The sequence below is a fragment of the Micromonospora sp. WMMA1923 genome (assembly GCF_049179195.1).
GTDB lineage: Bacteria > Actinomycetota > Actinomycetes > Mycobacteriales > Micromonosporaceae > Micromonospora > Micromonospora yangpuensis.
The window spans coordinates 308,141-322,144 of record NZ_JBMHLZ010000001.1 but is presented as its reverse complement, the minus strand read 5'-3'; the positions used below and the strand labels follow the sequence as shown (position 1 = coordinate 322,144).

General features: G+C 71.7%; 11 protein-coding genes and 1 pseudogene. 9 read left to right on the top strand and 3 right to left on the bottom strand.

What is annotated here, in order from left to right:
• Positions 1–990 precede the first annotated feature (990 nt).
• Positions 991–2,379, bottom strand: a pseudogene (locus ACN28G_RS01535) (protein kinase domain-containing protein); the annotation flags it as partial.
• A 92-nt stretch (positions 2,380–2,471) separates the two neighbouring features.
• On the opposite strand from ACN28G_RS01535, the gene ACN28G_RS01530 reads away from it, so the two are divergent.
• The 7 genes from ACN28G_RS01530 (at position 2,472) to ACN28G_RS01500 (ending at position 9,099) form a co-directional block, all read left to right on the top strand.
• Positions 2,472–2,678, top strand: a complete 207-nt coding sequence (locus ACN28G_RS01530; RefSeq protein ID WP_091434704.1) for an acyl-CoA carboxylase subunit epsilon — start codon at positions 2,472–2,474, stop codon at positions 2,676–2,678.
• Positions 2,679–2,763: 85 nt separating this feature from the next.
• Positions 2,764–3,222, top strand: coding sequence for a hypothetical protein (locus ACN28G_RS01525; RefSeq protein WP_091434702.1), 459 nt, complete (start codon positions 2,764–2,766; stop codon positions 3,220–3,222).
• Complete coding sequence (locus tag ACN28G_RS01520; RefSeq protein ID WP_421478213.1) at positions 3,219–4,661, top strand: hypothetical protein; 1,443 nt, start codon at positions 3,219–3,221, stop codon at positions 4,659–4,661. Before ACN28G_RS01525 ends, ACN28G_RS01520 begins: the two co-directional genes overlap by 4 nt.
• A 29-nt stretch (positions 4,662–4,690) precedes the next feature.
• Positions 4,691–5,827, top strand: a complete 1,137-nt coding sequence (locus ACN28G_RS01515) for a S8 family serine peptidase (protein WP_421480840.1) — start codon at positions 4,691–4,693, stop codon at positions 5,825–5,827.
• A 9-nt stretch (positions 5,828–5,836) separates the two neighbouring features.
• Complete coding sequence (locus tag ACN28G_RS01510; RefSeq protein ID WP_091434698.1) at positions 5,837–6,493, top strand: Maf family protein; 657 nt, start codon at positions 5,837–5,839, stop codon at positions 6,491–6,493.
• A gap of 9 nt (positions 6,494–6,502) precedes the next feature.
• Positions 6,503–7,156: an O-methyltransferase gene (locus tag ACN28G_RS01505; RefSeq protein WP_091434696.1), complete on the top strand. Its 654-nt coding sequence runs from the start codon at positions 6,503–6,505 to the stop codon at positions 7,154–7,156.
• A 191-nt stretch (positions 7,157–7,347) separates the two neighbouring features.
• A complete protein-coding gene (locus tag ACN28G_RS01500) occupies positions 7,348–9,099 on the top strand; it encodes an acetyl/propionyl/methylcrotonyl-CoA carboxylase subunit alpha (RefSeq protein WP_091434694.1) in 1,752 nt (583 codons plus the stop codon).
• Positions 9,100–9,238: 139 nt separating this feature from the next.
• Here ACN28G_RS01500 and ACN28G_RS01495 read toward each other — a convergent pair whose 3' ends face one another.
• Complete coding sequence (locus ACN28G_RS01495) at positions 9,239–10,174, bottom strand: LysR family transcriptional regulator ArgP (protein ID WP_421478212.1); 936 nt, start codon at positions 10,172–10,174, stop codon at positions 9,239–9,241.
• A gap of 90 nt (positions 10,175–10,264) precedes the next feature.
• On the opposite strand from ACN28G_RS01495, the gene ACN28G_RS01490 reads away from it, so the two are divergent.
• Both ACN28G_RS01490 and ACN28G_RS01485 read left to right on the top strand, forming a co-directional pair.
• Positions 10,265–10,861, top strand: coding sequence for a LysE/ArgO family amino acid transporter (locus ACN28G_RS01490; protein WP_091445961.1), 597 nt, complete (start codon positions 10,265–10,267; stop codon positions 10,859–10,861).
• A 67-nt stretch (positions 10,862–10,928) separates the two neighbouring features.
• Positions 10,929–12,368 (top strand): GuaB1 family IMP dehydrogenase-related protein, encoded by a 1,440-nt coding sequence (locus ACN28G_RS01485; RefSeq protein WP_421478211.1) that lies wholly within the window; start codon positions 10,929–10,931, stop codon positions 12,366–12,368.
• Here ACN28G_RS01485 and ACN28G_RS01480 read toward each other — a convergent pair.
• On the bottom strand, positions 12,332–13,966 hold the full coding sequence (locus ACN28G_RS01480; RefSeq protein WP_421478210.1) for an MFS transporter: 1,635 nt from the start codon (positions 13,964–13,966) through the stop codon (positions 12,332–12,334). The two genes, ACN28G_RS01485 and ACN28G_RS01480, sit on opposite strands and share 37 nt — an antisense overlap.
• Positions 13,967–14,004: the final 38 nt, after the last annotated feature.

The following is a 14,004-nucleotide window of genomic DNA, read 5'->3' as shown; positions in this document are numbered from 1 at the left end:
GATGGCGTACCCACGGTTACTGGCGGTGGCGAAGCCCCGGTTGCGGACCCGGATCCGGGTGTCGTCGCGGGTCTCCCGCCAGTCCCAGTCGGCACAGGTGATGTAGTAGTCGCAGCGCTTGATGTCGATGTACTGGTAGTTGCGGACGAAGTTCTTCCGGTTCGGCTCCTGTGCCCGCCAGTCCGCGACCGCGTCCTCCTGCGGGCTGCTGGTCCACTGGATGAGCAGCTCACCCACCCCGCCGGGCTCGGTGAAGACGACGGTGTTGCGGCCCGGGCTGCTGCGCCGCCAACCGTCGGGCAGCGGCACGCTGAAGCCGGCCGGGTCCCGGTGCAGTTTCCAGCCGGCCGGCAGACCCGGCTGCGCCGGGGCGCTCGGCGTCGGACTGGGCGCGGACGGGCTGGGCGAGACACTCGGACTGGCGGACGGGCTCGGTGCGGCGCTGGTGGGTGCGGGAGCGGCCGGCTCGGACGCGGCGGTCGGCACGGCATTGGTGCCGGCCGCCTGCTCGTTCGGCGGGCTCTCGGTGTCGCCGGAGTTCAACAGCGGCACCGCCACCGCGACCGCGATCAGCAGCACCACCGCCACCACGCCGATCAGCAGATTGCGCCGCTTGTCGGTCGGCTCGGCCGCCACGCCGGGCCGCACCGGGGCCCGCCCGGACGACGAGGTGGCCGGGGGCAGCACCGAGGTCGGGTTGGTCTGAGCGGAGCCGACCGGAGCCCGCTTCGCCGACGGCCCGGCCGACCCGCCCGGCGATCCGCTGCCGGTGCCGTCGGTCGACGCCCCGCCGGTCGTCGGCAGGTCCACCTTGGCGGTCGCCGCGACGTCGGCGGCGGCACCCGCCGCGCCGGCGGCGCCGATCGAGTTGGTCGCACCGGTCTTTCCGGCGGCATCCGGCGAGGGCAGCTTGGTCGTGGCCGCACCGCCGGCCGGATCGACGGCGCCAGCCTCGGCACCGGCCGTCGTGTCTCCGACCGCCTCCGAACCGCCGGCCGCGTCCGATCCGCCAGCCGTACCGGCACCGGCCACCGCACCACCGGCAGCCTTGCCACCGGCCGTACCGGCGGCGCCGGTCGTCTTCCTCCCGCTGGCCGCGGCGGCGGAGTCGTCGCCGGTGGTCGGGGCCGCTGCGGTCGTGCGGTCGGTATCCCCGTTGGTCAGAGCCGTCGTCTTGTCGTCGGCCGCGCCGCCGGGCGGCATCTTCGCGGTGGCGTCGCCCGCGCCGCCGGGCGGCATCTTCGCGGTGGCGTCGGCCGCGCCACCGGGCGGCATCTTCGCGGTGGCGTCGACCGCGTCCGTCGGCCCGGTCGGAGCGGGAACCCTGGCGGTGGCGTCTCCGGCTGCCGCGCCGGCGACGGCACCCGTCGTGGACCGGGGGGCCGGTGACGTCGGCCTGGCCACGGGCGGTTGCGTGGTTGCGGGCGGTTGCTTCGTCGGCGGCGTGCTCGCGGATGGCGGCTCCGGGCGCGGGGCCGGCACCACCAGGGGACGCGGCTCCCGCGGACCGTTCGGCCCCGGCCGACGTACCCCGTCGAGCAGCGCGATCGTCCGGGTCCGCTTGCCCCGGGCGCGGCGCAGCAGGCGCTCGGCGACCTCGGCGTCGATGCGTTGCGCCGGGTCCTTGCGGAGCAGACCGTTCAGCACCGCCTTGAGCGGACCGGCGTTCTTCGCCGGCGGCATCGGCTCGGTGGCCAGCGCCGCCAACGTGGCGATCGCCGACGGCCGCGCGTACGGCGACTTGCCCTCGACCGCGGCGTAGAGCGTCGCGCCCAGCGACCAGAGGTCGGCCTCCGGCCCGGCCGTGCCGTCGCGGGCCCGCTCCGGAGCGATGTACGCCGGTGAGCCGAGCACCATGCCGGTCCGGGTCACGTTGGGGTCGCCGGGAATCGTCGCCAGCCCGAAGTCGGTGAGCACCACCCGACCGTCGGTGCCGAGCAGCACGTTGCCGGGCTTGACGTCCCGGTGCATCACGCCGGCCTTGTGCGCCGCCTTCAGCGCGCCGAGCACGCCCAGCCCGATCTCGACCGCCCGCGCCGGTGTCACCGGACCGTCCTCGGCGAGGGTGTCCTGCAACGACTTCGAGGCGACGTACTCCATGACGATCCACGGGTCGCCGTCGGTGCGCAGCACGTCGAAGATGCGTACCACGTTGATGTTGTTGAGGCGGGCGATGGCCCGCGCCTCCCGGAGCGAACGCTCCCGCATCTCCCGACGCTCCTCGTCGGTGAGACTGGGCGGCGGGACCAACTCCTTGATCGCGACGTCCCGGTGCAGCACCTCGTCGCGGGCCTTCCACACCCGTCCCATGCCGCCCTGACCGAGCGGCGACATGAGCCGGTACCGGTTGGCGACAAGTTGGGGCAGCGCGTCAGACATCGCCAGAGACGGTACCCGGCGGGTGCGACGCTCACACCGGCGGCACGCCACTGTGCCACAAAGGTCGGCAGGACGACGCGTACCCTGATGCCATGTCATCCGAAGAGCCGCTGTTCCGCGTGGTCCGGGGCGTGCCGAGCGACGAGGAACTGGTCGCCCTGGTGGGCGTGCTCGCGGCCCGGTCCCGTCCGAGCGCCCCGCCCGTCCGGCCCACCGCGTCCGCCTGGGCCCGCAGCGCCCACCCGGCCGGTGCGACCCGCGGCACCGGCGGGTGGCGCGCCTCCGGCCTGCCCCGCTGAGACACCGGGATGCGGGGCTGACGGGCCACCTGGGAGCGGCTAATCTCACTCAGGGAGACGATGCCGTGACGCATGGGGAGGGTCGATGATCCCGGAGGAGGACCGCCCAGCTTCCTGGTTGAGCGGCTACGGCAGCATCGAGGCCGACATCCGCCAGCTGCGCGAGTTCGCGGTGAAGCTCGAAGCCGAGGTGCAGAAGAACTACGCACCGCACCTGGCGTACATCGCCCACGACATGCAGGCGAAGCTGCCGAATCCCTGCGACGCGTTCATCGAGCTGGTCCACTTCCTCCGGGCCCATCACGAGACCCAGCAGGCCACCACCGACACGGTCTACGCCGTGGGCGGGATGACCGGCCGGCTCGCCCAGGCCGCCGGCACGGTCGCCCGGGAGTACGAGAAGACCGACGCCTTCTCGGCCGCCCGGGTAGGTGACGTCGAACAGGCCCTTGCCGGCGCGCACACTCCCGCGCTGCCCGTCCCCGCGCCCCGACTGGTCGACCCCACCGGCCCCGACGATGCCGGCCCGGTGGTGCTCCCATGATCGAGCGGGGCGGCGGACGCACCGCCGGGCTCACCGACTGGCACCTGATGAGCGTGCCGAACATGTGGGCCTGCCTGCAGGACCAGGACACCACCACCCAGTGGCAGCAGGTCGCCGGCTGGCGCAAGGTCTGTGACCTGGCCACCACCCACCTCGGTCGACTGCACGAGTACCGTCGCGGCCTGGCCCAGGCCTGGCCGCCCGAGACCAACGCCGCCGCCCGCGCCTACCTCGGCGAGCTGGACGATCTGATCGACCGGGTGCAGCGCACCCACGACGCCGCCGCCGCGAACTACACCGCGCTCTCCGCCGCGACCCAGGCCATCACCACCACCCGCAACGACCTGAAGAAGATCTACGACCAGTACGTCGCGAAGAGCCAGGACAAGCAGGCGTACGAGACGATGGTCGCCGATCCGAAGGCGGTGGCGGGAAGCCGCCTACCGGCACGGCCACCGGTCAGCGACGCCGACCTGGAGGCACTGAACTCACAGGCCCGCCGCATGATGTCGGGGCTCGGCAGCGAACTCCAACACGCCCAGGTAATGCTCCAAAAACCACCCCTTCCAAAATCATGGCCCGGCAGGCAAGTGGACGGCGCAAACCCGTATCCCGACTCTTCATCGCCGGTCATCCCGCCGATCGTGCCGGTTCCGATGACACCACCTGGCAGTAAGCCAGTCAGAAGACCTTCGACGGCAGCCCAACCAGTAGCGATGCCCGCAATAAACTCAACCAGTCCCGTACTCGGTGTGACCGCTCCTATGCCCACTCCGCCCGGTATCGGCCCTGTGCTCGGCGGCGTCGGCAGCGGGACGGTAACGCCCCCGACCCCATCAACCCCCAGCCCTCTCGGCATCACGCCATCAGTGTCACCGATACCGCCCGGATCAGGGCTCGGTATCCCCCCAATAGGGCCACCCGGAATTCCGCCTGTCCGGGGCGGCACATCCGTTCCAATCAACGGTCACCCTGGACCAGTCGGGCGCCCAGTGGCTGGGCACATTAACAGCTCAGCGCCCACTCCACCGCGCCCAATGCCACCAGGCGGGGTGATTGGTGGCCCCCCTGGGATGGGGCTTGGCCAGACGGGCGCCGGCAGCATTCCGCCTCGCCGGGTCAATCCCATCGGGGGCTTGATCGGTGGTGGAAGTGCTGGCACTTCACCAACCGGAGGAGCCGGGTCGCGCCCTGGGGTCGGGCGCAGCTCTCAGTTCGGCGGCATGCCACCGGTCGGTGGTGCCCCGGCTTTCAGCGGTCCCACCGGTCTTGGTGGCACTCCCGTCCGGTCAGTGCGTCGAGAGCAGGATGAAACGACGTCGCGACACTGGGATCCGGACCATCCGTGGGAGACCGAGCAAGGGGTAGCACCAGTGGTTCGCCCGCCGGACGAGGATGGGCCAATAGACCCTGGTCCGGCTATCGGCCTCAACCGGTGAGACTTTGCACGAATTGGCTACTCGCCGCACTGATCCCGATCCTGGCAATCAGTTTATTAACGACAGCCGGGCACGCTTCTTCAGCCTCCGATGGCTCTGAACGTGTCCGGTCCGACCAGTGGCATCTTAATTATCTCAAGGCCACCGAGGCTCACCGAATCACCCAGGGCGAAGGGGTCACCGTAGCCATCCCGGATACCGGCGTTGATCCTCATCCTGACCTGCGCGAAAATCTACTCCGAGGCACAGATATCATTTCAGGTATTGACGATGGCCGGGCGGACAAGTCAGGCCATGGCACCTCAATGGCGGGCCTTGTGGCAGCACATGGCAGAGGAGCAAACCTGGGAGCGCTAGGAATCGCGCCGAAAGCTAGCATACTCCCTATACGGGCCAAGATGGATAACAAGGGGGGAGATATTGAATACCTGGCCGACAGCATCGAGTGGGCGATAGCGAACGGTGCTGATGTAATCAGCGTGTCCGCGGTATCTGGGACAAACACCCGACTGGAAACCTCCCTGAGAACCGCCCAGCAATCGAATATCATCGTTGTAGCTGCCGCAGGCAACCGACCTGACGACTCTTTCGTCGGGTACCCGGCCAGCGAACCCGGCGTCGTTGCGGTGGGAGGCATCGATCGGGAGGGCAACCACGCAACTGTTTCGGTTACCGGGCCGGAGATCGATGTGGTTGCGCCCGCTGTCGACCTCTACAGCACCAGCTACCAGGGCAAGTACTCGAAGGGAACCGGCACCAGCGGGGCCACTGCGATTGTGGCGGGGGCGGTGGCGTTGATTCGGGCGAAGTACCCGTCGCTGCCGGCACGTGAGGTCGTACACCGGCTCACCTACACCGCTGTCGACAAGGGGCCGCCCGGTCGGGACGACCAGTACGGGTATGGGGTGATCGATCTGGTGGCGGCGCTGACGGCAGACGTACCCCCGTCTTGGTCGGCACTGCCGACGGCGGATGCGTCGGCGGGTCGGGGACCGACCTCGACGGCGGCCGGGCCGGTGGCGGATGGTCGGGGGGCGGGCAGCGACGGGTCGACGGTGCGCGGTCTGGTCACGCTCGGGGTGTTGGTGGTGGGCGGCGGAGCGTGGGCGTACGTGGTCCGGCGTCGGCGTCGTGGCGACGATCCACCGCCGAGGATCAGCCGGTAGGTTCGGGGCGTGCCTGACTCGATGCCGTTACGTCTCGTGCTCGCCTCGGCGAGCCCTGCCCGTCGTAAGTTGCTGCAGGCCGCCGGGATCGAGCCCGACGTGCTGGTCAGTGGGGTCGACGAGTCCCAGGTGGTCAGCGAGCGGGCCGAGGATCTGTGTCTGGAGCTGGCCCGACTGAAGGCGGAGGCGGTGCTCGGTCGGCTACGGACCGGTGCCGACGAGCGAACGTTGGTGATCGGCTGCGATTCGGTGCTGGCCTTCGACGGGGAGATTCTCGGCAAGCCGGTCGACGCGGCGGACGCCAGCCGGCGGTGGGAGCGGATGCGGGGGCGTAGCGGGGTGCTGCACACCGGACACTGCCTGATCGAGGTCGGTGACGGGCGGCGGGCCGAGGCGGTCGCCTCGACCGTGGTGCACTTCGCCGAGATCGACGACGAGGAGATCGCGGCGTACGTCGCCACCGGTGAGCCGTTGGCGGTGGCCGGTGCGTTCACGATCGACGGGATCGGCGGGGTGTTCCTGGACGGGATCGAGGGCGACCCGAGTACGGTCGTCGGCTTGTCACTGCCGCTGCTGCGCCGGCTGCTCGCCGACCTGGGGCTGCGGATCGTCGATCTGTGGACGAAGGTCGCGCCGGGCGGACAATCGGTGCAACCACTGGTCTAACGTCCAGGCATGACCTTGAAGTCGCTGCCGCTTACCGACGAACTGCACGCGTACCTGGTGGCGCACGGATCGCCGCCGGACCAGATCATGCGTGACCTGGCCGAGGAGACCCTGGCGGCGTTGCCGGCGGAGGCCGGCATGCAGATCGCGCCGGAGCAGGCCGCGTTCCTGACCCTGCTCACCCGGATCGCCGGCGTACGGCAGGCGGTGGAGGTGGGTACCTTCACCGGGCTGTCGTCGCTGGCGATCGCCCGTGGCCTCGCCGACGGCGGGCGGTTGACCTGCTTCGACATCTCGACGGAGTACACCGGCATCGCCCGGCGTTACTGGGCGCGGGCCGGGGTCGACGACCGGATCGAGCTGCGGATCGGGCCGGCCGCCGAGACGCTGCGCGAGTTGCCGCAGGAACGGTACCTGGACCTGGCGTTCGTCGACGCCGACAAGACCGGCTATCCGGTCTACTGGGCGGAGCTGGTGCCCCGGATGCGGCCGGGTGGGCTGATCCTGGTGGACAACGTGCTGCGGGGCGGCCGGGTGGTGGCGCCCCGGGACGAGGCCGACCGGGCCATCGCCGCCTTCAACGACGACGTGCTCGCCGATGTCCGGGTCGAGGCGGTCATGCTGCCGGTGGCGGACGGCCTCACCCTGGCCCGGGTCCGCTGACGCCTGTCCGCGAGGTGTGAGAGGGGTTCCCCGCTATACCGAAAGCGTTAACAGGGGGCCCTTCCTTGCAGTTGGGGGTGGGTGGCGGTGAGCTGGGGTGGAGTGCAGAATGCCACACTTAGCGATCGTTAGGTGAGCGTAGTGGGGCCGATACACTCCCGGTCAACGACCTCCCGGGAGGAGCCACCAAGGTGCGCAAGGTACTCATCGCCAACCGCGGCGAGATCGCCGTCCGCGTCATCCGGGCCTGCCGCGACGCCGGGCTGGGCAGCGTCGCCGTCTACGCCGACTCCGACCGGCAGGCGCTGCACGTCACCGGGGCCGACGAGGCGTACGCCCTCGGTGGGGACAGCGCGGCCGAGACATACCTGCGGATCGACAAACTGCTGGACGTGGCCGCCCGCTCCGGCGCGGACGCCGTCCACCCCGGGTACGGCTTTCTCTCCGAGAACGCCGACTTCGCCCAGGCGGTGATCGACGCCGGGCTGACCTGGATCGGGCCGACCCCGCAGGCGATCCGCGACCTCGGCGACAAGGTGACCGCCCGGCACATCGCCCAACGGGCCGGCGCTCCCCTGGTCCCCGGCACCGCCGACCCGGTCGCCGACCCGCAGGAGGTGATGGCGTTCGCCGCCGAGCACGGGCTGCCGGTCGCCATCAAGGCCGCCTTCGGTGGTGGCGGGCGTGGCCTGAAGGTCGCCCGCAGCATGACGGAGATCCCGCAGCTGTTCGAGTCGGCCACCCGGGAGGCGGTCGCCGCATTCGGTCGGGGCGAGTGCTTCGTCGAGCGGTACCTGGACCAGCCCCGGCACGTCGAGGCGCAGGTCCTGGCCGACCAGCACGGCAACGTGATCGTGGTCGGCACCCGGGACTGCTCGTTGCAGCGCCGGCACCAGAAGCTGGTGGAGGAGGCACCCGCGCCGTTCCTCACCGACGCCCAGCGGGCCCAGATCCACGACAGCGCCAAGGCGATCTGCCGGGAGGCCGGCTACCACGGCGCGGGCACGGTGGAATACCTGGTCGGCGGGGACGGCACCATCTCCTTCCTGGAGGTGAACACCCGGCTGCAGGTGGAGCACCCGGTCACCGAGGAGACCGCCGGCATCGACCTGGTCCGTGAGCAGTTCCGGATCGCCGAAGGGGAGCAGCTACGGCACACCACCGACCCGACCCCACGCGGGCACGCCATCGAGTTCCGGATCAACGGGGAGGACCCGGGCCGCGACTTCCTGCCCGCCCCGGGCACGGTCACCGCACTGCGGCTGCCCACCGGACCGGGGGTGCGGGTGGACACCGGCGTCGCCGCCGGTGACGTGGTCAGCGGCAACTTCGACTCGTTGCTGGCCAAGGTGATCGTCACCGGTGAGACCCGGACCGAGGCCCTGGAACGGGCTCGCCGGGCGTTGGACGAGATGGTGGTCGAGGGGATGGCCACCGCACTGCCCTTCCACCGGCTCGTGGTGCGCGACGAGGCCTTCACCGCCGAGCCGTTCACCGTGCACACCCGGTGGATCGAGACCGAGTTCGACAACACCGTGCCACCGTTCGCCGCCGTGGCCGGCCCCGCCGAGCCGGCCGCCGAGCGGGAAACCGTCGTGGTCGAGGTGGGCGGCAAGCGGCTGGAGGTCAGCCTCCCCGCCGGCTTCGGCGGTGGTACGACCAGCGCCGTCCCCGGTGCCCGCAAGCCGGCCCGACGCGGCGGCGGGGCCAAGGCCGGCGCGGCGGTGAGCGGGGACGCGCTCACCTCCCCGATGCAGGGCACGATCGTGAAGATCGCGGTGGCCGACGGCGACATCGTCACCGAGGGCGATCTGGTGGTGGTGCTGGAGGCGATGAAGATGGAGCAGCCGCTGCACGCCCACAGGGCGGGCACGGTCAACGGCCTGGCCGCCGAGGTCGGCGCGGTGATCACCGCCGGCACCCCCATCTGCACCATCTCGTAAGGAAGGGCCCCCTGTTAACGCTTTCGGTAGAGCGGGGCACCCCGCTCACACCTCGGGCCCGAGGCGCTACCGGCGGAAGGCGTGATGGCGCAAGGCGCTACGGCGGGGGTTGCTACGGCGGAAGGCGCTACGGCGCGGTTCAGCGTAGGGCGTCGGCGGCGGCGGAGCGGACGGCGTCGGTGAGGGTGTCCAGGACCGGTGAGTCGAGCCGCCAGTGTTGCCAGTACAGCGGCACGTCGACGTACCGGCCGGGGGTGAGGTCCACGCAGGCGCCGCTGGCGAGGTCGGCGTGGGCGATCTGCTCGGGCACCAGGCCCCAGCCCAGGCCACGGCGGATCGCCTCGCTGAAGGCGGGCACCGACGGCACGTAGTGCACCGGCGGGTCGAGGTCCCGCCCGACCAGCGACCGGATGAACCGGTGCTGCACCCGGTCCCGGCGATCGAAGACGACAACCGGGGCCACCGCAAGCGCCAAAGCCGCCGCAGGCGGGGCCGGGACGGTCAGGCCGTCCGGGAACCAGTGGGCGGCCGCGGCGGGGGCGGCCAGCGCGAGGTAGCGCATGGCGCCGAGTGGGCGTACCCGGCAGCCTTGGACCGCTACCCGCTGGGCGGTCACCCCGGCCATCACCGAGCCGTCGCGGAGCAGCTCGGCGGTGTGCTCCTGGTCGTCCTGCCGGATGTCGAAGGAGACCGCCAGTTCCGCCGGGAGCCGGGCCAGCGCGGTGACGAACCAGGTGGCCAGTGAGTCGGCGTTGGCCACCACCGCCACCCGGGTACGGACGGGTGCGCCGGGGCTGTGCGGCGTACCGGTCAGCGGGCCGCGGGCCTCGGTCAACGCCTCCCGCTCCAGCAGGAGCAGCTGCCCGGCGAGCCTTAGCAGCGGTTGGCCCGCGGTGGTTGCCCGGCAGGGGCGGCTGCGCCGGACCAGGACCTGCCCGACGGTGGCCTCCAGGGCTTGGATCCGCTGGCTGACCGCCGACTGGCTGACGTGCAGCGTCTGGGCGGCGGCCTCGAAGCTGCCCTCGGCCACCACGGCGGCGAGGGTACGCAGCTGCGTGGCGTCCAGCCTTTCCATCAGCTCAGCTTATGGTAGTGCAGAAAGTTCAGTTGGACTGGTGTGACCACCCGCTCGTACCGTCACCTGGTGCTCTCCACCGATACCGAACTGGTCACCTCGGCGCTGGCCGGGTTCTCCATCTCGCTCGCCCTGATCGTCGCCATCGGCGCGCAGAACGCCTTCGTGCTGCGCCAGGGGCTGCGCCGGGAGCACGTGGTACCGGTGGTGGTGACCTGCGCCGTCTCCGACGCGCTGCTGATCACCGCCGGTATCGCGGGGGTCGGTCAGGTGGTCGCCGGCCAGCCCACCCTGCTCACCGCGATCCGCTGGGGCGGGGCCGCCTTCCTGCTCTGCTACGCGGGGTTGGCGCTGCGTCGGGCGTGGCGCCCCGACACGCTCTCCCCGGCGGACCGGCCACCGGCCACGTTGCGGGCCACCCTGCTGGCCGCGCTCGCCTTCACGTACCTCAATCCGCACGTCTATCTGGACACGGTGCTGCTGCTCGGTGGGATCGCCCAGCAGCAGGCGTACCGCTGGGTCTTCGGGCTGGGTGCGGTGGCCGCGAGCGTGGTCTGGTTCACCGCGCTCGGCGCGGGTGCGCACCGGCTGGCGCCGCTGCTGGCGCGCGGCGGGGCCTGGCGGGTGCTCGACGGCCTGATCGCGGTGGTGATGGTCGTGGTGGCCGCGACGCTGCTGCTGGGGTGACCACCGTTACCGGTGGTTGCGGCGGCACCGACGGGCGCGGCGGGCGGTTCGCGGGAAGAATGACCAGGTGAGGTTTCTTCATGACACCGTTCCCGCGCACGACCTGACCTACAACGACGTCTTCATGGCGCCCGCCCGCTCCGACCTCGGCTCCCGGCTCGACGTGGACCTGGCCACCGCCGACGGTACGGGCACCACGATCCCGTTGGTGGTGGCGAACATGACCGCCGTGGCCGGTCGGCGGATGGCCGAGACGGTGGCCCGGCGGGGTGGGATCGCGGTGATCCCGCAGGACATCCCGATCGAGGTCGTAGCGACCGTGGTGGGCTGGGTCAAGCAGCGGCACCTGGTGCACGACACGGCGATCACCCTCGGCCCGACCGACACCGTCGGCGACGCCATCCACCTGCTGCCGAAGCGTTCGCACGGTGCGGTGATCGTGGTGGACGACGAGGACCGGCCGCTGGGGGTGGTCACCGAGGCCGACACCGAGGGCGTGGACCGGTTCGCGCAGGTCCAGCAGGTCATGTCGACCGAGTTGCACACCGTGCCGGCCGACGCCGACCCGCGTACCGGCTTCGACCGGCTCTCGACGGCCCGCCGCCGGCTGGCGCCGGTGGTGGACGACGCGGGCCGGTTGATCGGGGTGTTGACCCGGCAGGGCGCGTTGCGGGCCACCCTCTACCGACCGGCGGTGGACGACCGGCGACGGCTGCGGATCGCGGCGGCGGTCGGCATCAACGGTGACGTGACCGGCAAGGCCCGGGCGTTGCTGGAGGCCGGGGTGGACACCCTGGTGGTGGACACCGCGCACGGCCACCAGGAGCGGATGATCTCCGCGTTGCGGGCGGTCCGGGCGCTGGATCCGCCGGTGCCGGTGGCGGCCGGCAACGTGGTGACCGCCGACGGGGTGCGTGACCTGGTGGCGGCGGGGGCGGACATCGTCAAGGTCGGCGTGGGTCCGGGGGCGATGTGCACCACCCGGATGATGACCGGGGTGGGCCGCCCGCAGTTCTCCGCCGTGCTCGACTGCGCCAGCGCCGCCCGTGAGCTGGGGCGGCACGTCTGGGCCGACGGCGGGGTACGGCACCCCCGGGACGTCGCGCTCGCCCTGGCCGCCGGGGCGTCCAACGTGATGGTCGGTTCCTGGTTCGCCGGCACGTACGAGTCCCCCGGCGACCTCTACACCGACGAGGACGGTCGCCGGTACAAGGAGAGCTTCGGGATGGCCTCGTCGCGGGCGGTGAGCGCGCGGACCGCCGAGGACAGCGCCTTCGACCGGGCCCGCAAGGCGGTCTTCGAGGAGGGCATCTCCTCGGCCCGGATGTACCTCGACCCGCAGCGGCCGGGCGTGGAGGACCTGATCGACGAGATCATCGCCGGGGTACGCAGCGCGTTCACCTACGCCGGGGCGCGCAACCTGGCCGAGTTCCACCAGCGGGCGGTGGTCGGCGTGCAGAGCACCGCCGGTTACACCGAGGGGATGCCCCTGCCCACCAGTTGGTGACCGGCGCCCGCATCCGGTTCGGAAGCGGGGGCTTCGCGGGGCAGCCGCGCGCAGGCGGCCAGGCCGAGCAGCAGGAAGCCGGCGGCGGCGAAGGCCGCGTACCGGGTGGCGGTGGAGAAGGCGGTACGGGCCTCCTCGGCGACGGCCGCGGTCCGGGGGTCGGCGGCGAGGCCGCCGATGGCCGCGCCGCCGCTCTGCCGGACGGCGGTGACGATCTGGTCGCGCTGGCCCGGGTCGAGGCCGGGCTGGTCGGCGAGGCGGTCGCCGAGGATGCCGCCGAGGCTGGCGAAGAGCACCGTGCCGAGGACCGCGACGCCGAACGCGGACCCCACCTGCCGGGCGGTGCTCTGCACCCCGGAGCCCTGTCCGCTCTGCCGGACCGGCACCTGGCGCAGCGAGACCCCGGTGAGCTGGGCGGTGGCCAGTCCGACGCCGACGCCGTAGACGAAGAGCAGGCCGAGCGGCGCCCACCAGGTGGTGTCGGGTGCGACGACGAGCCCGAGCCCGGCCACCCCGACCAGCTCGGCGGCGACGCCCACCTGGACCACCCGCACGGCGCCGAAGCGTCGGGTGAGGAGCGCGCCGAGTCCGCTGGAGAGGAAACTGCCCACCGCCAGTGGCAGCAGGGCCAGCCCGGTGCCGAAGGCGCTGTAGCCGAGGACGTTCTGGTACCACAGTGGCAACGCGAAGAGCAGGCCGAACTCGCCGAGGCTGACGATGGCCGCCGCGACGACGCCGTTGCGGAACGAGCCGATGCCGAACAGCGACAGGTCGAGCAGGGCGGGCCGCCCGGCCCGGTTGCGGTGCCACTGCTGGGCGACGAGGGCGGTCAGGGCGAGCAGGCCCAGCCCGGCGGCGACCGGGACGGGTGAGATGTCGCTGGTCCAGTCCAGCCCGAAGAGGCGGAACGGTTGTTCGCGCCGCCACCATCCGTAGCTGCGTCCCTCGATGAGGGCGAAGACCACGCCGGTGGTGCCGAGCACCGACAGCAGCGCGCCGAGCCAGTCGACGCCGCGCTCGGCGCGTTCGTCGCGGGACTCGGCGACCAGGGCGAGCGTGGCGGCGACGACGACCACGCCGACCGGGACGTTGATCCCGAACGCCCAGCGCCACGAGTACTCGGTGGTGAGCCAGCCGCCCAGCAACGGCCCGAGGGCGGCGGCCCCACCGATGGTGGCCCCCCAGATGGCGAAGGCGGTGCCCCGTTCCCGGCCGGTGAAGGTGGCGTTGAGCAGGGACAGTGAGGTGGGCAGCATCATCGCGCCGCCGAGTCCCTGCAGCACCCGGGCGCCGATCAGCGCCTCGCCCGAGCCGGCCAGCGCGGCGAGCACACTGGCCGCGACGAAGACCACCACGCCGACCACGAAGATCCGCCGCCGGCCGACCCGGTCCGCGAACCGGCCCGCGACCAGCAACAACGCCGCAAAGACCAGGATGTACGCCTCCTGCACCCACTGCGCGTCGCTGGAGGTGATGCCGAGGTCGTCGATGATCGCCGGTACGGCGACGTTGACGATGGTGGCGTCCACGATGATCGTCGCGACGCCGAGGCTGATCGCCAGCAGTCCCCACCAGCGCCCACGTCCCTGAGTCGGCACGACGCCTCCCTGATTGCTAGATTATCTAGCTACCTGTG